The organism is Klebsiella huaxiensis (genome assembly GCF_003261575.2).
GTDB lineage: Bacteria > Pseudomonadota > Gammaproteobacteria > Enterobacterales > Enterobacteriaceae > Klebsiella > Klebsiella huaxiensis.
Window position 1 is genome coordinate 3,475,445 of record NZ_CP036175.1, and the last position, 19,447, is coordinate 3,494,891.

Here is a 19,447-nt window from a genome sequence, read left to right on the forward strand (position 1 = left end):
ATTTCAAAGTAATGTTGAAAGAAGCACTTCAAAACTTGTGAACTGCTGCGCAGGCGTATAATTCTCTGGAACGAAATAGCGATATACCCTGGCATCGTAGGGTGCCGATACGTAAAGCACATCCCCGCCATTACCTGGAGCTGTACCCAGGCGAAGCAGTGTCGGGGCGCTGTTACCCAGTATTGAGTAAACCCAGCCTGAACCTGCATTTTCCGCCAGGACAATGATAGCTACAGCATTTCCGGAAGACGAATATTCCACTGAAAAATAGACCCTCCGCTTTCCTCCCTGAACCGTGGCCGCCAGCGCTGCTGACGTGTTTCCCTTCTCTGGCGGGGCATACGCGATCTGCTCCTCAACCCAGGCAGAACCATTCCATGTTGCGGAAAATACCCTGAATTTCGTGAAGTAAGTTCCGTCCGGATCATCCTCGGTCCTGAAACGATAGGCGATATGTGACAGAACGCCGGAGGTAAACGCGAATTTTGCCGACTGAATCCCTATTGCCAATCCAGTTCCCGAAGCCGGGTTTTCGCCCGGCAGTAAGGGTTTATATGCCAGTTGTCCCTGAGTGACGGGCATGTTTAATAGCGTGCCATCCACTTTGCGGATCAAACCATCAGCATTAATCACGCCATACTCGCCTACGTGACGTACTGCCGCCGCCGGGTATCATTTTCTATGCGTGTGGAAATCACAATCTCCCCACAATCACGAGAAAACACTCTGGGGGATAAATGAGCTATAGCAGACTTGATGACCGGTACGTAAGTGACGACGTACTGCGTGCCCTACTCCACCAGGACATGATTAAGCGTGTCTCTGCGCGCTTCTCTGATAACTTCCAGTACACAATAAAAATCGACGAGGTTTATCGTTCAGACCTTGCCGCGCTTCGTGCTTACGGCAACGAAGACCTGCGTTGGGCATTCCGGGTGCTGGTGGGCCACGAATCAGAAACAGAAGAAATGCCCGCTGGTACGACGCTTACGTTGCCAGATTTAGCCTGGATTCGTAACCGAATCAGAGATTATGCTGGTGGCACGCCGGAGATCATTAATGGCTGAGTTTCTCAAAAATGAATCTGGTCGCTATGTCACCGACGGTCTATCGTCCAAGGCGTTCAGCAAGGTTTTCGACCTGATACGTAATGACCAGACTCGTAAGCGTCGCCAGGCTCACAGGACACTGACACCCGGCAGGCTGCGTAACAAGTCCATTGACGATATTCTGAAGATCGGGAAGAAAAAAGGCGGTACTTTCTTCACCACCGATGACCTGAAATCGTTCGAGAAACAGCGCGGGCAGGCACGTGTTAAATTCGACAGCAAGACCGCGGGTATCACATATGCGCAGCTGGTAGCCTCCAGCCAGGCCATCGACATAAAACGCGCAAATAACACAGTAGACGACGGCTCAGGCATTAAGCGTGCTGTACCAACATCTCTGAAGCACAACATCATCAATATCAGCGTTGAAGCATCTGATATTTCCGCCCACCAGCATCACCTGGTCCGCGTTCGCATGGAAGAGTGGGATCGAATGGTGGAGGATATCGCAGAGGATGATAAAGCCGCGCTGAAAGTTGCGAAGCAGCTGTGCGCCGGTCGCGTGTCGTTCGACTGTGATTGTGGTCGTCATCAATATTGGTACCGCTATATCGCCACAGCCGGTAATTTCGCGCTGGCACCACCGAAGGAATACGCGTTTCCGAAGATACGTAACCCCAACCTTAAAGGCGTCGCCTGCAAGCACGTTATCCATGCTATGACACGCCTACAATCCGCAAGCTGGCAACTCAGTATCTCCCGCGCGTTACAGAAAGCTGCAACACAGATCGCTTTTGGTGATGATAAACGCCGAGCGACTAAACACTTCACTGCTTCTGATACGAAGGAGTTCAACCGCAACCGGAATGCAAAAACAGATATCACAGCAGCTCAACGCGAGTGGGCGCTCTATCAAAAGCGGCAGGCGGCATTGGGTGCAAAGCTGGCAAAAGATACCGGGAAGATAGACAAGCTACGTAACCAACTCAGTAAAGCCCGAAAACAAAGCGACGCGCAGAAGAAACGCGCCGCCGAAAAAGAAGCGGCATTGCAGAAAGAAAGGGATAAAAACAAAGCATTACAACAGCAATTGGCTGACCAGTTTGCACTTAAGAAACAGGCATTCGTTGATGCACTGATCATGGCTGGCACGCCACCAGCACAGGCTGAAAAAATGTTCATGAACTATGTGCGTAAAGGTTCCTAATGATGCCCTTGAGCTATATGATTACTTATTATTTAAATTCACTGAATCCGGTTTATCGTCTTTGTCCTCATGCCCCCCCTTTTTATTATCATCCTCAAAAAAAAGGGTGGGGTCTGAATTAGCATACGCTATCTTCAATTCATCAATAAGACGCGAAATTTTAGGTAAGGCTTGGTCTCTATAGAAATCTGATTTCTCGACAGATTTTAACAACTCAGCGAAATCGTTTGGATTTTCAATTTTTTGGCCTAGTCCATCATAGATATCTACAATTGCTTTAACCCCATAAAACAGATCTACTCTTGTATGCTTAAGAGTCGCTATTGCTTTTTCAAAAGCTTCCGCTTGCTCAGTCAATCTTGCATTTTTACTTTCTAAATTGGAAGCTAAAGCCGTTTTATTAGCCAGCTTGATCCTGAGATTTTGTATTCTATCCTTTTCTTTGATATCACCCTCATAATCTATGTGTCTAATTCTTGCATAAGCTCTTGAAGTAAGGCTCACAATAAACTGTGTTGCCCACGGCATTGCCACCGAGGCGATAGCTCCCCAAAAAAATGGCAAACCAAAATGATAACCCCACGCTGGCAAGAAAACCCCCACCCAATCAAACATTTCCATTGAGAGTATATAGCGCCCGGTCCAAACAACAGATAAAGTGTATAAAATATCATCACTTGATTTAAATAAAATAAGGATTTCTTGCCAATTCACCACTAAAAACGAGATGAATACATATGCAAATAATTTATTAAAAAGTTTATCTTTAATTGCATTTTCTAAATCGTTTTTTAAATTTGAATCCTGAGTTTTATCTTCTGCACTCATCAGAAATCCCTTTTAAATTTCCAGAAAGGAGTATGTTCGTTTTTTGTTATCATAATTGCAATCAATAATTTAAATTCATATACATGCAACAGGCAGCGCTCCCCATCGCGTCGTATACGCTGGCGAAAGCATTTCTCGTTTCATAGTCCAACCTGGCGCTATACCGCGTCCGGCAAACCAGACCTTACCTTTTCCTGAGTTGTTAATCATGTCCAGGACGCTCATCAGCGCATCACTATTAGCATGTGGCTGTTCGTCGTCGAAAAGTGTCAGTTGGCTCACACTCGTGGGTGTGAAGTCATTCAGCATTACACCAGCTTTTGCGTATCGATGACCATCCCTCCAGATCTTATCCAGAGCACGACCGGCAGCGGCGATAATGTCTCGTGTATCGCGTGTTGGGATTGTCAATTTCTCGCTGGCCACCTTGCTGTAATACGGCTCATAAAGTGCGAACGGTGAGGATTTGATAAAGGTCGATATATGGCAGCAATGCTGACGTTCCTGGCGTAGCTTCTCAGCTGCGCGTTCAGCATACAGGCAGATAGCCTGTCTCATCTCATCATATGACGTGATTCGTTCGCCAAAACTCCGGCTACACACGATCTGCTGTTTAGCAGGAGGCGCTTCTTCAAGATTTATACAGCTCTCACCACGTAGCTCGCGCACGGTACGCTCAAGCACAACGGTAAGGTTTTTGCGGATAAATGCCGGATGTGTACGTGCCAGTTCCAGCGCCGTTGTGATCCCCAGTGAATGCAGTTTTTTCATTGTACGGCCGCCTACGCCCCATATCTCTTCAACCGGCATGAGCGAGAGCATCTTATCAATGCGATTGCGATTGCCTGCTGTGAGCTCCAGCACACCGCCGAACTGTGGCCATTCTTTACCGGCCCATTGCGCGGCCTTAGCCAGGGTCTTCGTCGGTCCCATACCAACGCCGATCGTCAGGCCGGTGGAACGGTAAACATGCTCACGCAGCTGGTGGCCGAAATGTTCAAATGTCATGCAGCCATCAATGCCACGAACATCCAAAAACATCTCATCAATAGAATACTGTTCTACCCGTGGCGACATCTCCTCAAGACAACTCATGACACGAGAACTTAAACTTGCATAAAGCTCGTAATTGCTGGAAAAGGCAATCACCGGCTCGGAAAACTTCTGCTCGCGCAGCTTGAACCACGGCAGTCCCATGGGTATACCTAATTTTTTCGCCTCTTTGCTCCAGGCGATCACGCAGCCATCGTTATTACTCAGAACGACGATCGGCTTTGTACGTAGGTCCGGGCGAAAAACTTTTTCGCATGAAGCATAAAAACTATTTACGTCTGCGAGCCCAAACATTAGATGTTCCCCCGCGTACGATGCACCCAATGGGTCACTACTCCAAAAATAGCGAGCTCATCAGGATTGGGGTATATGGGGGAATAAGCACTATTCATGGGCTGCAGGCTCAGTTGCGGACGAACCATCAGCTGCTTAACGGTGAATCCACCATCTATCTCTGCGATGACGATATCGCCATGCTCAGGCTGTACCGCGCGATCGACAGCCAGCAAATCGCCATCCCGCATTCCTGCATCGTTCATGCTGTTCCCTTGAGCGCGTACGTAATAGGTTGCTGCTGGGTGACGGGCGCAGTATTCGTTGAGATCTAATTCGCTGGACACGTAATCTTGAGCTGGCGAAGGAAAACCTGCAGCACATTGCTCCAGATAAAGCGGCAGCGGAAGTTTTTCGGGGTTTTGAACTGGAATCAGGAACATAGGCGATACATCCAAACACATAAACACTGCATATATAACCAGTATAATTTATGTTAGAAAAAGTACATAGCGCGATGTTGCTTGAAAGCGTCACCCTTAACTCAAAACTGTTGAAATATTGGGAGAAAAAGCCGAGGAATCCCCGGCTTTAAACACATATACGCTCGCTAAAGTATCGGCGGCATCATATGGAATAGTGTTTGAATCATCTGGATGAGGGTAGATACAGCCTCAATCAGGGTCGTCGCACACTGCATAAAATGAAGTAAATTCATCATATCCACATACCTCTTTGATAGAGTTGAAACAAGAGTGTGTGGAGAGGAAAACCCGTCGCCGTCTTGTACTTCTGCCTCTGACGACGGTTATCTGACAAAGATAGTTTCTCTCCGGTTAGACACAGCGAACAGCACCACCTGTTTTCACTGCGAGGGCTTTTTCAAAGCAACATTCAAAAAAATTTTTCGAAATTAACAGCAAATAACTTAATGATAATTAGAACGTTAATTATTTGGATGTCAACGCTAACTACGTTAATTCAATTCAAAATTGCAACGTTAGATTGCAAAGAAGCAATTAGGGCTTTATCATTTTTGAGTCTGACAAAGATAGTTTCTCTCCTGGCCTCATGACCACCAATCTGAAGCCAGAACCGAAGAGCCCAGCCCACCAGCTGGGCTTTTTCATATGCTCTGCACTTACAGTCTCTGACTAAGATTCATTCTAATTAGGATTCTTTTGAGTACAAGAGTTGATTTTGAGGTTATATACAGGTCGCGGAAAGGTAATAGTATCTAAGTCCAAGCCGTGTAAGGCCTGGAGTAGATGTCAATAAATCAGAAAAAAAATGAAAATTTGATCGTGTGCTGATTTCTTCATTGGAAGAAAAAATCTCGCGGTGCCTTTAGGCACCAGCTTGTGTAATAAAAGCAGCTGACCCGATGCTGTTTACTTTTTTGTATGCAACATATAGTTAACATCGACATCAAGGACCAGCATGACTGTCATAAAGCCTATAAAAATTGATGGCTCACAGACTTGTTACCATTCAGGCTTATCTTAACCGGGCGAGTTACGGTTTCCACCTGCCTATTAGCGAGGCTATCAGGGCCAAATGGTTTTAAATATCCAGTGAGCAAGGCAACGCTGAACAAAATAGCTAAAACCAAACAAACCTACCCGGCTGCAATCAAACAAGGTCGCCGCTGGGTGATTGATGAAGATGCTCGTTTTATTGGCATGGTGGGTGATGTTGATATTTCTACATCTCTGTCAGATAAAGCCCGCCAGTTAGTGGAGAAGGCCTTCTATGGCAGCTCGACCCAGAAAACATAACATTAATATTCCAAACTTATACTGCAAGTTAGATAAGAGAACATCCCGTATCTACTGGCAGTACAGGCATCCCACATCAGGTGTTTTTGTAGGGTTTGGAACCGATGAAGATGCAGCGAAGGCTGCTGCAACTGAGATGAATCGCCTCATTTCGGAACAGGAAGCAAAGCAATCATACGCTCTTGTCGATATGGCCATTAAAGCTAACGCCATTAAAGCTAACGCCAAGAAAGCTCCGGGAATGAGAGTTAGCGACTGGATTAAAAAGTATAAGGAAATTCAACAGGAGAGGATGGAAAACAACGAGATCAAACTATCCACATTAAAAAATAGGCGTCTTTGCTCGAATGTTTTATCTAAAAGAACACCGAATCTGCGAATAGCAGATGTGGATACCAGGATTATCGCTACCATCATTGATGAATATAAAAATGCAGGTAAGCAAAGAATGGGGCAACAGGTAAGGTCGGTTCTGGTTGATGTTTTTAAAGAGGCTCAACATGCAGGTGAGGTTCCTCCTGGTTATAACCCCGCTCTTGCTGCGAAGAATCCTGTAGTGAAGGTAAGGAGAAAACGATTGACCTTAGCAGAATGGAAAACCATTTTTAAACACGTTGAGGATATGCAGCCAGCTGCGCAGAACGCCATGCTTCTGGCTTTAATTACTGGCCAGCGATTGGGTGACATCGTTGATTTCAAGTTTTCCGATGTGTGGGATGGGTTCCTGCATATCACACAAAACAAGACGGGGTCCAAAATTGCCTTACCACTTTCCCTTAGATGTGATGCCATCGGTATGACGCTTGAAGAAGTGATCGCAAAGTGCCGGGATCGATTCGTTAGCAAGTACCTTGTTCATCACTCAGTTCTGCATGCGACGGCGAAGCCAGGAAGCAAAATCCCTGTGAACTCCATATCGCGGTATTTCACCATTGCAAGGGATCAATCAGGGATTAAGTGGCCTGAGGGTCACACCCCGCCTTCGTTTCATGAACAACGTTCACTGGCATCTCGTCTCTACAAAGAGCAAGGCTTAAACGTTAAAACCTTGCTGGGTCATAAAACTGACGCGATGAGCGAAGAGTATGCGGATGATCGAGGGCTGGAGTGGAAAAAGCTTCAGGTGTAGCTACGTGAAAAATGGTGAGGTATTACCCTGCTGGTCTTCTATTTTTCACGTAGCGTTTTGGGGAAAGATATTGGGGATATTTTGGGGAAACAAAAAACACCTTATATTTCAATGAAATATTTTTTAGCATTCTGCTCCACAAGCAGACGTCAAAATCCGACGGTTAGTCTATCCAAAACAGCCAGCGACGCGTTGTTGCTGGCTGTTTCCACCCTCACTTAGCCAACCTGTTCACACTCCGGCGTCAGTGGCAGCAAGTCAGAATCAATCTCAGCCATAATCAGGCTGGCGAGGTTCTGCTTCTGATGCACCTTACCGCACTGGACAATGATCTGCCGCGCGTTGTCATAACCCGGAGCCCAAAGCCGATTGTTCATGCGCACATCTTTATAGATGGCGATCAGCGGTTTTTTCCATGCCGCCGCCATATGCACAACGGAAGTATCCGGTGAGATAACTAAATCAGCTTGTGCAATCAGCGCCATAGTATGGTGCAGCGTTTTAAACGGATTCACCCTCACCTTTTCGGGCAAAGGAATACGGATCTCATTGCGATGATCGAGCAAGACAATGTTTATATCAGGATAATCTGAGCGTAATTTTTCAATGATTAACGCGAGTTGTTCCTGCGACAAACTGCGGTCCTGATGCCCGGCAAAAATATTAATCACCACCTTACGCCCATCCAAACCAGCCAGATACTCGCGAACTTGCTGATAGATATCCTGCGGAATATGCAGGTCATAGGACTCCAGATGCTTTTTATCCAGCTTCAGGTGATCGGCAATAAGTGCAAATGTCTTGCTGACGTGCCAGTTTTCGCAGTCAAAATCAAAGGACTTGGTGTAGTGGTTAATCGACGCCCACTTATTAAACCCCAGCACTGACTTAGCTTTTATTTGTCGTAGCAGCAGCATTCTGTGTACTGGGATATCAAACAGCGAGGGATCAATAATAATATCGTACTTATTATTCGCAAGCTCATTAATTACGGATTGAGGAACATTGTGTTTGAATTTACGCAGGTAATCCGCGGAATCGACATTTTCAGCTTCATAGATGCGACGGATGTACGGGTTGTGCCGCATAACCTGACTGTTTGACTTTGTCAGCAGGAAATCAACGGTCATCCCCGACTCATGGAGGCATTTAACCAGCGCCGAATCCACAATCACATCGCCTATCGCCCCTTCATTACGCATCATCAGGACCGTTTTAGCCGATGACAAGTCGACATCATGGCGTTTGCGATTATCCCAAAATGCTTTGGCGATATGAACCCGCAAGACATTGCGTACTTTCTTTACAAAGTAATTACGGCGCCTGTTCAGCTCTCTTATTTTTTTGAACTTTCTGGGGGATACCTGCACCGCTGTGTTTTCCATCATCATAACCTCGTAACCACTATCAACAGTACTTCTCCTGATCTTGCTAAGGACTAATAAAAATAAGAAAAGTTCGCTTGATAAAAAAAATTCTTATGTCTATGGCGCAGGAAGAATAGTAATACTTTTTGTCATTCCAGCATAACTGATTGAAGATAAAATGAGTAAATTGTGGAATTAGCATGGATTTCATCGAGTAACCCAATTTGCATAGCTGCCTTATACTTAAGCAACTACTAACCCCCATCATCGGTCAATATTTGCGCACCGGAGGTAAGCCGTTTGAATGACATACCCGGTCTGGGCATGGTAAAATCAGCGCAATGACTTTGGCGGAACTATCATCATGAAATTAAAGAATAAATTACTCCGCCATTTTATTTCTGCGGGCGTGGTTGTTCTGACCTCTTCATTTCTGGTGTATGAATTAGTCGCCAGCCATCGGGACATGTCGGAATATATGCGATATATCGTCGAAAAAGGCGAAGCCGCATTTTTGTACGATAAATATCAGAATCAGCTTATTATCTCCCAGTTCTCGCGCAAACTGGATACGTCTCCCTCTGTGGAAATAGCAAAACAAGCTTGCGACGGCGTACAAACCAACGGAGAAGTCAGTGGACTAAATATTGCCGGACGCTCGTTTCCTCTGCTTCACGGTACGCTCAGTACCACTCAATCTTCATGTCAGCCGTGGGTTAATGACCTCCCTGCACTACAGGCATTTGACGCAGCGATTATCCAGAACAGGCCCATCTCTGCGCTGAGAACGGGCGCTGCCAAATCAGACCAACGCTTTCGTTATTACATTGATTTAAAAAATAAATATGCATATTTTTATTCGCCGCTTGAGATAAACAGTAGCCCGGTAGATAACTGGAATTTTCTTCATGACAGTAAACTAGGTATAACCCAAACCAGTTTTAACAATTTACTGCGTGGACGCACGCTGATTTCCAGCATCTACGCTGACGCCTTGACCGGACAGAATATTTTATCTTTTTTAACGCCGGTCTATCATCAGGAGCGACTTAAAGGGGTCGTCATGGTTGATGTTACCCGCAAAGATCTCGGGAAACTCCTCTATACCGCCGACCGTCCCTTAGTCTGGCGCTATCTGGACGTCACCTTAACGGACTCGGATTCAACAACCGAAATCATCGTTCATCGCAGCCAAACGCATATTTTCGGCTATGCACACTACAACAATCAGGTTGCAGAAAATATGCAGATCGCGCTGTCGCTGGACGTGATGTATTTCCTGCTTAGCTCCTGGAAGCTGTTCCTGTTTTACCTGATATCTACCGGCGTACTACTGCATCTTGTACAGATGCACTTCCGTTTGTATACCGATGTTTTCAAAGAAAACATCAGCGATTCATTAACCGGTCTTTTCAACCGTAAAATCCTCTCCCCGATCCTTGAGTCCCGCCTGCAAAAGCTAACGGAACAGGGCGTGAACATCGTGTTCATGGCGCTCGACTGCGACCGACTGAAATACATTAATGATACCTGGGGGCATAACGAAGGCGACCGGGCTATTGTTATGCTCGCACAGGCCATATCGTCGTCCATACGTAAAAGCGATTACGGTATTCGCCTGGGCGGAGACGAGTTCTTCCTGATTCTGATCGATTACGCCAATGAAGATGCTCAGGATATTCCCGAGCGCATCCGCCAACACCTGACGACGGTTGATATCAATAAACGCGTTAATTTCTCTTGGGGAGCCTGCAGCATGGCGCCGGGAAATAACCTGGTGGACGTGATGAACATCGCCGATGCCCGGCTGTACGAAAATAAAAAACAGAAAAAACATCCACTTCCGGCACGAGAAGGTTAAACTGGATACTTTAACCCGCAAGGATAGACTGACATGAATGCGCCTGTAATACAGAGCACCCACCAGCAGTTGCTCGAGTTGCTTAACCGATCCGATGCTCGTTACCGGGTTGTTGAGCATGAAGCTGTCGGGAAATGTGAAGCGGTTTCTGAGATCCGCGGTACGGCCCTGGGTCAGGGTGCAAAAGCGCTGGTATGTAAAGTCAAAGGTCATGGGGTGAATCAACACGTACTGGCGATTCTTGCCGCCGATCAACAGGCCGATTTAGCGCGCCTGGCCGAACATATCGGTGGCAGCAAAGCCTCACTGGCCAGCCCCGTAGAGGTCGATACCCTCACCGCCTGTGTGTTTGGCGCGATTCCACCTTTCAGTTTCCACCCATCGCTGCGTCTGGTCGCCGACCCGCTGCTATTTGAGCGTTTCCCGGAAATCGCCTTCAACGCCGGGCAGCTCGACAAATCGATTATCCTCAACACCGCTGATTATTTACGTATCGCCCAACCCGAGCTGGTGGTCTTTCGCCGCGAGGTCTGACCCCTCCCTCGCTTCTATTGCAACGTTATCTGAGTTATTTACGATAGCGTTGCATTTTATTTTGCATTCTTTGTTACCGGTATCACGAAAAGCACTTTACGTAATTCTGATACCAAATCCCGCAATTGTTAACTCTCCAGCTTCAACCACACTATAGCTCGTGATTACTGAAACCGTACCTTAACGACACCAGGTGACATCAATGACGACTAAAGTTACCCGTAAAGAAAAAATCAGCTATGGCCTTGGAGATATGGCCAGCCATATCGGCCTGGATAACGTGATTATATTTCTGACGTTTTACTATACCGATGTGGTGGGCCTCCCGGCAGCCTTTGTCGGCACGATGTTTCTGCTCGCCCGTACCGCCGATGCCATCATCGACCCGGCAATGGGCTATATGGCTGACCGCACTCGCTCGCGCTGGGGGAAATTCCGCCCGTGGATGCTGTGGTTAGCCCTGCCATTTGGCCTGAGCTGCCTCCTGACTTACGCCGTACCGCAATCTCTGGATATGACCGGCAAAATGATTTTCGCCAGCGTCAGCTACACCTTCATGATGCTGATGTATACCGCCATCAATATTCCCTACTGCTCGATGGGGGCGGTGATCACCCCCGATAATGACGAACGTATCTCCCTGCAATCCTGGCGCTTCTTCCTTGCCACGCTCGGCGGCGCGATGTCGACGTTTTTCATGATGCCGCTGGCGGAGTACCTCGGCGGCGCGGATAAACTGGCGGGCTATCGCTGGGCGATGGCGATTATGGCCAGCGCAGCGGTGATTATGTTCTGGATCTGTTTTGCCAACACCCGTGAACGTATTAAAGCGCCCGCTACCCATAACAACTATCTGTCTGAACTGCGCGATCTCCTGCGCAACGATCAATGGCGAGTCGTCGCGGTGCTGGTGATGACCAACATTGGCTTTGGCGTAATCCGTCTCGGGGCGATGATGTACTTCGTCACCTACTACCTCGGCAGCGCCAGCTACTTTATGTGGATGCTAGGCGCGCATATTCTTGGCAAGGCCGCAGGTAGCTTGCTGGCCAAACGACTGACCCGTAATTTCAACAAAGTTCAAATGTTCGGCTACTGCGCTGTGCTGGCGGGGGTGCTGAGCATCGCTCTATTCTTCGCACCGAAATCCGTTTTCGTGCTGGTCCCGCTGACGTTTATTATCTCCACGCTTTATCAGGCCACCACCACGCTGATGTGGGTAATGATGGCCGATGTCGCCGACTACGGTGAATGGCGACAGGGTAAACGTATGGATGGCGTCATATTCTCCACCTTCCTCGCGGTCCTCAAGTTGGGAATGGCCCTCAGCGGCGCTATCGTCGGCTGGACCTTGGGCTTTAGCGGCTACGTCGCCAACGCGCCAGAACAAACATCACTTGCAATGAACTGCATCGTCGCCCTGTTTACCGTTGTTCCCGGCCTACTCTCGCTGGCGGCCTTCGCCACGCTGCGCTGGTACAAGCTTGATGACCAGACCATGCAGGAAATCAATTTGGCTAAAACGCAATCTCTTGTGAAAGGATGATCTCACCATGAGCGAATTAATACAGCACGCTAACGCCATCGAATGGCGCTTTGAACGGCAGATTTTACGCCTTGAGCCCTGGGGCGAAAACAGCCTGCGGGTACGCGCCACCTGCGCGCCAGAGTTTAATTCGGAGCTTCAGGCGCTACTGACGCCAGAATCATGCAAGGCTGAAATCTCCCGGGATGCGGAAACGCTGACCCTGCGTAACGGCAATATCAGCGCGGTGTTGAACCTCAAGGGCCAGCTAGCATTTTATAATCAGCGCGGCGAGCTGCTACTCGAAGAGATGTGGCGGCAACGTTCCACCGTTGGTATCGGCGCCAGCGAAAAGAGCCAGGACAAATACGTCAGCGCCCTGAAACTGGACGGCCGCGAATTTAAACCACTTCCAGGGGGCAAATATCAGCTAACGGTTCGTTTCGAAGCCCGCCATGAAGAGAGACTGTACGGCATGGGCCAGTACCAGCAGCCGTGGCTGGATCTGAAGGGTTGTTCTCTTGAGCTGGCGCAACGTAACTCACAGGCCAGCGTGCCGTTTGTGCAATCCAGCCTCGGCTACGGCCTGCTGTGGAACAATCCAGCGATTGGCGAAGCCAGCTTTGCCAAAAACCACAGCCAATGGACCGCCCGCGTCACTCAGGAGATGGACTACTGGATAACCGCCGGCGACAGCGTAATGGAGATAACCCGCCAGTACGCTAAAGCCACCGGTACGCCGCCCGCCGCTCCGGAATTCATTAGCGGCCTGTGGCAATGTAAATTGCGCTATCGTACCCAGCAGGAGGTACTGGAGGTGGCTCGCGAATACCGCCGCCGCAACCTTCCGCTCTCGGTGATGGTTATCGATTTCTTCCACTGGCCGAATCAGGGAACCTGGTGTTTCGACCCTACCGACTGGCCGGATCCGAAGGCGATGGTAGAAGAGCTCGAATCAATGGGCATCAAGCTGATGGTTTCAGTCTGGCCAACCGTTGAAGCCCGCAGCCCGCTGTTCCCGCAGATGAAAGCTAAAGGCTGGCTGGTGACCAGCGATCGCGGCGTACAGGTCAACCTGGATTTTATGGGCAATACCACCTTCTTTGACGCCACCCATCCTCAGGCACGGCAGTTTGTCTGGGATACGGTAAAGAAAAACTATTTTGACTACGGGATCAAGCTGTTCTGGCTGGATGAAGCCGAGCCGGAGTATCGCGCCTATGACTTCGATAACTATCGCTATCACGCCGGACCGGTGCTGGAAGTGGGCAACCGCTATCCGCGTGATTTCGCCCAGGGCTTCTACGATGGCCTGCGTGCGCAAGGTGAAGAAGAGATTGTCAATCTGGTGCGCTGCAGCTGGGCAGGCAGCCAGCGCTACGGTGTGCTGGCGTGGTCCGGCGACGTTCACTCCTCCTTCCATTCGTTTCGCAATCAATTGGCTGCCGGGCTCAACATGGGGCTGGCGGGCATTCCATGGTGGACCACCGATATCGGTGGTTTCCAGGGCGGCAATATCCACGATCCGGCATTTCACGAACTATTGATCCGCTGGTTCCAGTGGGCGGTATTCTGCCCGGTTCTGCGCATGCACGGCTATCGCGAACCGCGGATCCAGCCGCCGGAAAGCTATCGCCACGGCATTCCTCAATGCGACAGCGGTTCGCCAAATGAGCTGTGGAGCTATGGAGAGGATAATTTCGCCATCATGCAACGCTGGCTGGGCGTTCGCGAGACGTTACGTCCCTATATTGATGAGCTGTACGCCAATGCACATCGCCACGGCGACCCGCTCATGCGCCCGCTCTTCTGGCACTATCCCGACGATGCGCAAAGCTGGCAGGTCGAAGACCAATACCTGTTTGGCCAGGATTTGCTGGTCGCTCCGGTCATGCACGCAGGCCAGCGTCAGCGCGAGGTCTGGTTGCCTGGTGAACATCAATGGGTCGATTTACAGGGCGAGCGCTATCAGGGCGGGCAGTGTATTTCGGTTCCTGCCGAGCTGGAGACTATTCCGTTGTTTATTCGTGAAGGCAGCCCGCTGGTTTCGCTGCTGGTAAAATAAATCAGGCAGATGCCTGAAATAGCGAGCATGCGCTAAAAAAAGCCTGTTTACTCACGCAATTATGCGTAGAGTAAACGGGCTTCTCTTTTTTTGTATTTTGGCAAGGACCTCTGCACATGCTCGACACCACCCTGTTAATTCTGCTGGGCCTGGCGGCGCTCGGCTTTATTAGCCATAACACGACCGTTGCGATTTCAATACTGGTTTTAATTATCGTCCGCGTCACCCCGCTTAATACTTTCTTCCCGTGGATTGAAAAGCAGGGGCTGACCATCGGGATTATCATCCTGACTATCGGCGTGATGGCGCCTATCGCCAGCGGTACTCTTCCGCCCTCAACGCTGCTCCATTCGTTCGTTAACTGGAAATCACTGCTAGCGATTGCAGTCGGCGTCGGTGTCTCATGGCTCGGCGGGCGCGGCGTGGCGTTGATGGGCTCGCAGCCACAGCTGGTGGCCGGGCTGCTGGTCGGCACCGTACTCGGCGTTGCTCTCTTCCGCGGGGTACCGGTAGGTCCGTTAATCGCCGCCGGGATCATTTCGCTGTTTATAGGGAAGTCGTAGTCAGGCTGGCGAGATAGCGTCCCGGCGTTTGGCCCAGCCCTTTTTTAAACATGGTGATAAACGCGGTGGTGGAGTCATAACCCAGACTCTGCGCTGTCTGCTGAACGCTTTGCCCGCGGATCAACATTTGCAGAGCGAGGATCAGCTGCAGCTGATGCCGCCAGCGGCGAAAGCTCAGGCCCGTTTCGCGCACCACCAGCCGCGCCAGATTACGCTCGCTCATGGCGAACTCCGCCGCCCACTGCGCCAGCGTTTGCCAACGAGCGGGATCATCGGCCATGACCTCCGCCATTTGGCGAATTTTCGGATGTCCGGATACCGGCAGTTGCAGATGTTCCTGCGGCTGCTGGGGTAGTTCATCAAACAGCACCTGCACCAGGCGGTGCATCGCCGCTGATTCCAATTCTGCCCTGCCGCGCTGGGCCATGGTCAAAATAAGCTCGCGCACCAGCGGTGAAATCTTTAACGTACAGCAGAAATTCGGCATCGGGGCCGCACCGGGTTCAATAAACAAAAAGCAGATCTGCGCTCCCGGCGTCGCCCGGTTGCTATGGGGTATCTGCCCAGGGACCCACACCGCATACTGCGGCGGCACCATCAACATGGCATTTTCCACCTCGCAGGTCAGTGCCCCGTGCAGTGCCAGGATCAGTTGCCCTTTGCGGTGCTGATGGCGCGGAATGTACTGCTCGTTCGCGACTACCTGAATACGAAAAGCCAGCGCCGCCTCATGCCCGCTGTCCGGGTCGTAGCCATCCAGACCGAGTCCGATCATAAGATTGTCCGATTTTAGCGATAATCTGTCATTTTAGCTTGATTTAAACAGGCGGCAAACAGGCTATTGTAAACGCCTCGTATTCTTGTTTGAGATAGCCATGAATTCTGTTTCACCTTCTGCCGGTCAACGCAATCTGTTATTGATTGCCGGTATTCTGCTGATAGCCACCACTTTACGCGTGGCCTTTACCGGCGCCGCGCCGCTGCTGGATGCCATTCGCAGCGAATATGGTCTCACTACCGCGCAAACCGGTCTGCTAACCACCCTGCCGCTGCTGGCATTTGGCCTGGTCTCGCCGCTGGCTGCGGGCATCGCACGTCGCTTCGGCATTGAACGCAGCCTGCTTCTGGCAATGATCCTGATTTGCCTGGGTATTGGTCTGCGCTCCCTACCCTCCGTCGCGCTACTGTTTATCGGTACCGCAATTATCGGCTGTGGTATTGCCCTGGGAAACGTTCTGCTGCCGGGGTTAATCAAGCGCGATTTCTCGCAGCATGTTGCCAAAATGACTGGCGCTTACTCTCTGACGATGGGCGGTGCAGCGGCGCTGGGTTCGGCCATGGTGGTTCCGCTGGCGCTTGCCGGATTGGGCTGGCGCGGTGCGCTGCTGATGTTAATGGTTTTTCCGCTACTGGCGCTGTTTGTCTGGCTACCGCAGTCTCGCAGGCAGGCTACCGCGCCGCTGACGGGCTCAGGCGCGATCCATAACCGCGGGATCTGGCGCTCGGCGCTGGCCTGGCAGGTTACACTGTTTCTCGGGATTAACTCGCTGGTCTATTACGTGATTATCGGCTGGCTACCCGCTATTTTACAAAGCATTGGTTACAGCGAAGCGCAGGCAGGCTCCCTGCACGGGCTACTTCAACTGGCAACCGCCGCGCCGGGGCTGGCGATCCCGTTAATACTTCATCGGCTGAAAGATCAGCGTGGTATTGCTGTTCTGGTCGCCCTGATGTGCGCCGTCAGCGCGCTCGGATTATGGTTTTTACCTGGTCAGGCAGTGCTGTGGACGCTTATCTTCGGCTTCGGCTCTGGCGCAACCATGATTCTGGGGCTGACCTTTATCGGCCTGCGGGCCAGTTCAGCGCACCAGGCCGCCGCGCTATCGGGGATGGCGCAGGCGGTGGGTTATCTGCTGGCTGCCTGCGGACCGCCGGTGATGGGGAAAATTCATGATGCCAACGGCGACTGGCATATTCCGCTGATCGCCGTAGCGCTGATTTCTATTGCCATGGCAGTGTGCGGCGCGCTGGCCGGTCGCGATCGGGAGATCAACAGCTAACGCTATCAATGCCCGGCAACCTTCGCTGCCGGGCGCTTAATTACTGGCTTGCTGCGCGTAAAAACGCGTGAACCAGCGGTGCAGGCCGCCCTTCCAGTGCATTGCGCTCGTGCTGGAATAGCGTGGCGACAAAGAACGGATGCGTCACCAGCTCCACGGCTCGAATCTCGCCGTCATCATCCCAGCCCGTCACCCGTAGATCGCCCTGCTCCAGTTCACGGGCAAAATCTTCAGCAATCCCGTAGCTACAGTGATAACCCTCTTCAATGCTGTCACGGCCATAGGCGCGAGCAATAAGCGTATTGGCGCGCAGTTCAATATTGTCCGACTTTTCCACTAGCGAGCAGCTTAGCGGCGCAATCACCATTCGGCCTTCAGTATCGGTTTCCGCGTGCGCGGCGTCCTGCCAGCCCATGACGTTACGTGCGTACTCAATAATCGCGTGCTGGAACCCACCACAGGTGCCAAGGAACGGAATGCTGTTTTCACGCGCGTGGCGAATGGCGATAAACGCGCCTTCGGCATTTTTATAAGGACTGGCGGGAACGACCCAGATAGCATCGTAGTCGGCCAGATCGTCGGCGGAGCTTATCTCGCTGGTTGCCAGCCAGTCGTAGCGCAACGGAAGCTCCAGTACGGCAGCGGCATCATCAATCGCCAGCGGAATCGCTTTATGGGCAATTACATCAGGGTTGTAGTCACCAACCAGGGCAATACGCAAGGGGGAGGAGGTCGAGGAGGTCATAGCAGGATCCTTATGTCAGAGCGATTATCAGGCAACACAAGGAGCCTCAGGTTAGCGATCCCGGCGGCGGAACACAATCCTTATTTTTTACACGCCAGGTTCCGCGCAATTTTGCCTGACAGGCGGTATGGTATAAAGCAAAGGAATGGCTACGGATACGAGATGAAGAGCAAAATTCTGGTCAGCGCCTGTCTGATGGGCTTTCAGGTTCGCTATAACGGCAGCAACAAGGCGCAGCTGGCCGACGCGCTATCGCGCTGGCAGCAAGAGGGACGGCTGGTCATCCACTGCCCGGAGCTGGCAGCCGGTTTGCCAGTCCCCCGACTCCCGGCAGAAATCCTCAATGCTCAGGGCGCTGATGTAATGCAAAACCGTGCGCAAATCGTTGAAAGTAATGGTCAGGATGTTACTGCGCACTATCAACTGGCCGCCTGGCTGGCGCTGAAAGCAGCGCTAGAAGAAGGCTGTGCCGCCGCATTGTTGACCGATGGCAGTCCAACCTGCGGTAGCCAGTTTATCTATGATGGTACCTTCAACGGGCAGCGCAAACCTGGCTCTGGCGTTGCTGCAGCGCTGCTTCGCGAACACGGCATTACGGTATTTTCCGACGGGCAGATCCCGCAACTGCTCAACTGGATGGAACAAAGGGAGAGTGACGATGATTCAATGTAAACGCGTTTATGACCCACAAGAAGAGAGCGATGGCTATCGCGTACTGGTTGATCGTCTGTGGCCACGTGGTATTAAAAAAGAGGCGCTGAACTACGATGAGTGGTGTAAAACGCTGACCCCGTCGACTGATTTACGCAAGGCTTTCCACAACGAAACTATCGATTTTGCTCACTTCAGTCAGCTCTATCGTCAGGAGCTGGATGACCACCGCGATGAAGGCGCGCGCCTCGCGGCGCTGGGCCGTCAGCAGCCGCTGACGCTACTCTATGGGGCGAAAAACACCCGACAAAATCATGCTCAGGTGCTTGCCGCCTGGCTGGAAGCGCTGGAATAAGCGCTACGACTTAGCCGGATGATCGCGACGCCAGAGGTCCCATTCGTCAATCGTTTCGCCACCCGGCAGCTTACAGTCCGTGCGCACGCCCTGCGGGCTTTGTACAGGCACCTGAGTGCCTCCCAGCTGTTCGCAGTAAACCGACGCCGGGTTAGCCATGCCCACCGGATGCGTGGGCTGAGTCTGTTGAGGCTGAGCGCATCCGGCGAGCGCCAGAGGCAGCATGATAGTCATCCACTTCATTTTTACTCCTTCGTTGTTCAGGACGACCTTTTCGTCCTGAATCTCCACGGTTTCTCCATTTTAACTACACTTTTACCTCGTAGAGTAGCCCCTGTTCTCGAACTGACCAGAGAACAGATCATTCCATAATCAATGAGTTTTTCCCCGTCGCCCCCGACGGG

20 protein-coding genes are annotated in these 19,447 nt (G+C 50.8%); 12 read left to right on the plus strand and 8 right to left on the minus strand.

What is annotated here, in order from left to right; translation table 11 throughout:
• Window positions 1-3: 3 nt before the first annotated feature.
• Window positions 4-633, minus strand: a complete 630-nt coding sequence (locus tag DA718_RS16715; protein WP_227015946.1) for a hypothetical protein — start codon at window positions 631-633, stop codon at window positions 4-6.
• Between the two features lie 104 nt (window positions 634-737).
• Between DA718_RS16715 and DA718_RS16720 the strand changes: the two genes are divergently transcribed.
• On the plus strand, window positions 738-1,067 hold the full coding sequence (locus tag DA718_RS16720) for a baseplate protein (RefSeq protein WP_112216615.1): 330 nt from the start codon (window positions 738-740) through the stop codon (window positions 1,065-1,067).
• Window positions 1,060-2,256 (plus strand): phage tail protein, encoded by a 1,197-nt coding sequence (locus DA718_RS16725; protein ID WP_112216616.1) that lies wholly within the window; start codon window positions 1,060-1,062, stop codon window positions 2,254-2,256. Before DA718_RS16720 ends, DA718_RS16725 begins: the two co-directional genes overlap by 8 nt.
• A gap of 21 nt (window positions 2,257-2,277) precedes the next feature.
• Here DA718_RS16725 and DA718_RS30590 read toward each other — a convergent pair whose 3' ends face one another.
• The 3 genes from DA718_RS30590 to umuD form a co-directional block, all read right to left on the minus strand.
• Window positions 2,278-3,084, minus strand: a complete 807-nt coding sequence (locus DA718_RS30590) for a hypothetical protein (RefSeq protein WP_185930847.1) — start codon at window positions 3,082-3,084, stop codon at window positions 2,278-2,280.
• Window positions 3,085-3,159: 75 nt separating this feature from the next.
• Window positions 3,160-4,431, minus strand: coding sequence for a translesion error-prone DNA polymerase V subunit UmuC (gene umuC, locus DA718_RS16735; protein ID WP_112216617.1), 1,272 nt, complete (start codon window positions 4,429-4,431; stop codon window positions 3,160-3,162).
• Window positions 4,431-4,853 carry a translesion error-prone DNA polymerase V autoproteolytic subunit gene (gene umuD / locus DA718_RS16740; RefSeq protein WP_112216618.1) on the minus strand — a complete coding sequence of 141 codons (423 nt, stop codon included), beginning with the start codon at window positions 4,851-4,853 and terminating at the stop codon, window positions 4,431-4,433. The genes umuC and umuD overlap by 1 nt, the downstream gene beginning before the upstream one ends.
• A 1,131-nt stretch (window positions 4,854-5,984) precedes the next feature.
• Between umuD and DA718_RS16750 the strand changes: the two genes are divergently transcribed.
• Window positions 5,985-6,188: a hypothetical protein gene (locus tag DA718_RS16750; protein WP_376767744.1), complete on the plus strand. Its 204-nt coding sequence runs from the start codon at window positions 5,985-5,987 to the stop codon at window positions 6,186-6,188.
• Window positions 6,163-7,317, plus strand: a complete 1,155-nt coding sequence (locus DA718_RS16755; RefSeq protein ID WP_112216619.1) for a phage integrase Arm DNA-binding domain-containing protein — start codon at window positions 6,163-6,165, stop codon at window positions 7,315-7,317. The genes DA718_RS16750 and DA718_RS16755 overlap by 26 nt, the downstream gene beginning before the upstream one ends.
• 218 nt (window positions 7,318-7,535) lie before the next feature.
• Here the strand turns inward: DA718_RS16755 and DA718_RS16760 are convergent, their stop codons facing one another.
• Window positions 7,536-8,705, minus strand: coding sequence for a glycosyltransferase family 9 protein (locus DA718_RS16760; protein ID WP_112216661.1), 1,170 nt, complete (start codon window positions 8,703-8,705; stop codon window positions 7,536-7,538).
• A 343-nt stretch (window positions 8,706-9,048) separates the two neighbouring features.
• On the opposite strand from DA718_RS16760, the gene dgcJ reads away from it, so the two are divergent.
• The 5 genes from dgcJ (at window position 9,049) to DA718_RS16785 (ending at window position 15,232) form a co-directional block, all read left to right on the plus strand.
• Window positions 9,049-10,545 carry a diguanylate cyclase DgcJ gene (dgcJ, locus tag DA718_RS16765; RefSeq protein WP_112216620.1) on the plus strand — a complete coding sequence of 499 codons (1,497 nt, stop codon included), beginning with the start codon at window positions 9,049-9,051 and terminating at the stop codon, window positions 10,543-10,545.
• Window positions 10,546-10,578: 33 nt separating this feature from the next.
• Window positions 10,579-11,079 (plus strand): YbaK/prolyl-tRNA synthetase associated domain-containing protein, encoded by a 501-nt coding sequence (locus tag DA718_RS16770; RefSeq protein WP_112216621.1) that lies wholly within the window; start codon window positions 10,579-10,581, stop codon window positions 11,077-11,079.
• Window positions 11,080-11,281: 202 nt separating this feature from the next.
• Window positions 11,282-12,625, plus strand: coding sequence for a glycoside-pentoside-hexuronide (GPH):cation symporter (locus DA718_RS16775; protein ID WP_112216622.1), 1,344 nt, complete (start codon window positions 11,282-11,284; stop codon window positions 12,623-12,625).
• Between the two features lie 7 nt (window positions 12,626-12,632).
• Complete coding sequence (locus DA718_RS16780; protein WP_112216623.1) at window positions 12,633-14,669, plus strand: glycoside hydrolase family 31 protein; 2,037 nt, start codon at window positions 12,633-12,635, stop codon at window positions 14,667-14,669.
• Window positions 14,670-14,785: 116 nt separating this feature from the next.
• Entirely contained in the window at window positions 14,786-15,232 is a 447-nt protein-coding gene (locus tag DA718_RS16785; protein WP_110273595.1) for a DUF441 domain-containing protein, read from the plus strand.
• Here DA718_RS16785 and DA718_RS16790 read toward each other — a convergent pair.
• Window positions 15,216-16,007 (minus strand): AraC family transcriptional regulator, encoded by a 792-nt coding sequence (locus DA718_RS16790; RefSeq protein ID WP_112216624.1) that lies wholly within the window; start codon window positions 16,005-16,007, stop codon window positions 15,216-15,218. The genes DA718_RS16785 and DA718_RS16790 overlap by 17 nt on opposite strands.
• A gap of 100 nt (window positions 16,008-16,107) precedes the next feature.
• Between DA718_RS16790 and DA718_RS16795 the strand changes: the two genes are divergently transcribed.
• A complete protein-coding gene (locus DA718_RS16795; protein WP_112216625.1) occupies window positions 16,108-17,292 on the plus strand; it encodes a CynX/NimT family MFS transporter in 1,185 nt (394 codons plus the stop codon).
• A 40-nt stretch (window positions 17,293-17,332) separates the two neighbouring features.
• On the opposite strand, the gene DA718_RS16800 is transcribed toward DA718_RS16795, so the two are convergent.
• Window positions 17,333-18,037: a CTP synthase C-terminal region-related (seleno)protein gene (locus DA718_RS16800; RefSeq protein WP_112216626.1), complete on the minus strand. Its 705-nt coding sequence runs from the start codon at window positions 18,035-18,037 to the stop codon at window positions 17,333-17,335.
• Between the two features lie 162 nt (window positions 18,038-18,199).
• On the opposite strand from DA718_RS16800, the gene DA718_RS16805 reads away from it, so the two are divergent.
• Together DA718_RS16805 and DA718_RS16810 are read left to right on the plus strand one after the other, a co-directional pair.
• A complete protein-coding gene (locus DA718_RS16805; protein ID WP_112216627.1) occupies window positions 18,200-18,709 on the plus strand; it encodes a 2-thiouracil desulfurase family protein in 510 nt (169 codons plus the stop codon).
• Window positions 18,696-19,043, plus strand: a complete 348-nt coding sequence (locus tag DA718_RS16810) for a DUF488 domain-containing protein (RefSeq protein ID WP_112216628.1) — start codon at window positions 18,696-18,698, stop codon at window positions 19,041-19,043. Before DA718_RS16805 ends, DA718_RS16810 begins: the two co-directional genes overlap by 14 nt.
• A 3-nt stretch (window positions 19,044-19,046) precedes the next feature.
• On the opposite strand, the gene DA718_RS16815 is transcribed toward DA718_RS16810, so the two are convergent.
• The gene (locus DA718_RS16815) at window positions 19,047-19,286 is read right to left on the minus strand and encodes a putative hemolysin (protein WP_110273661.1); all 240 of its coding nucleotides are present in this window, start codon (window positions 19,284-19,286) and stop codon (window positions 19,047-19,049) included.
• Window positions 19,287-19,447: the final 161 nt, after the last annotated feature.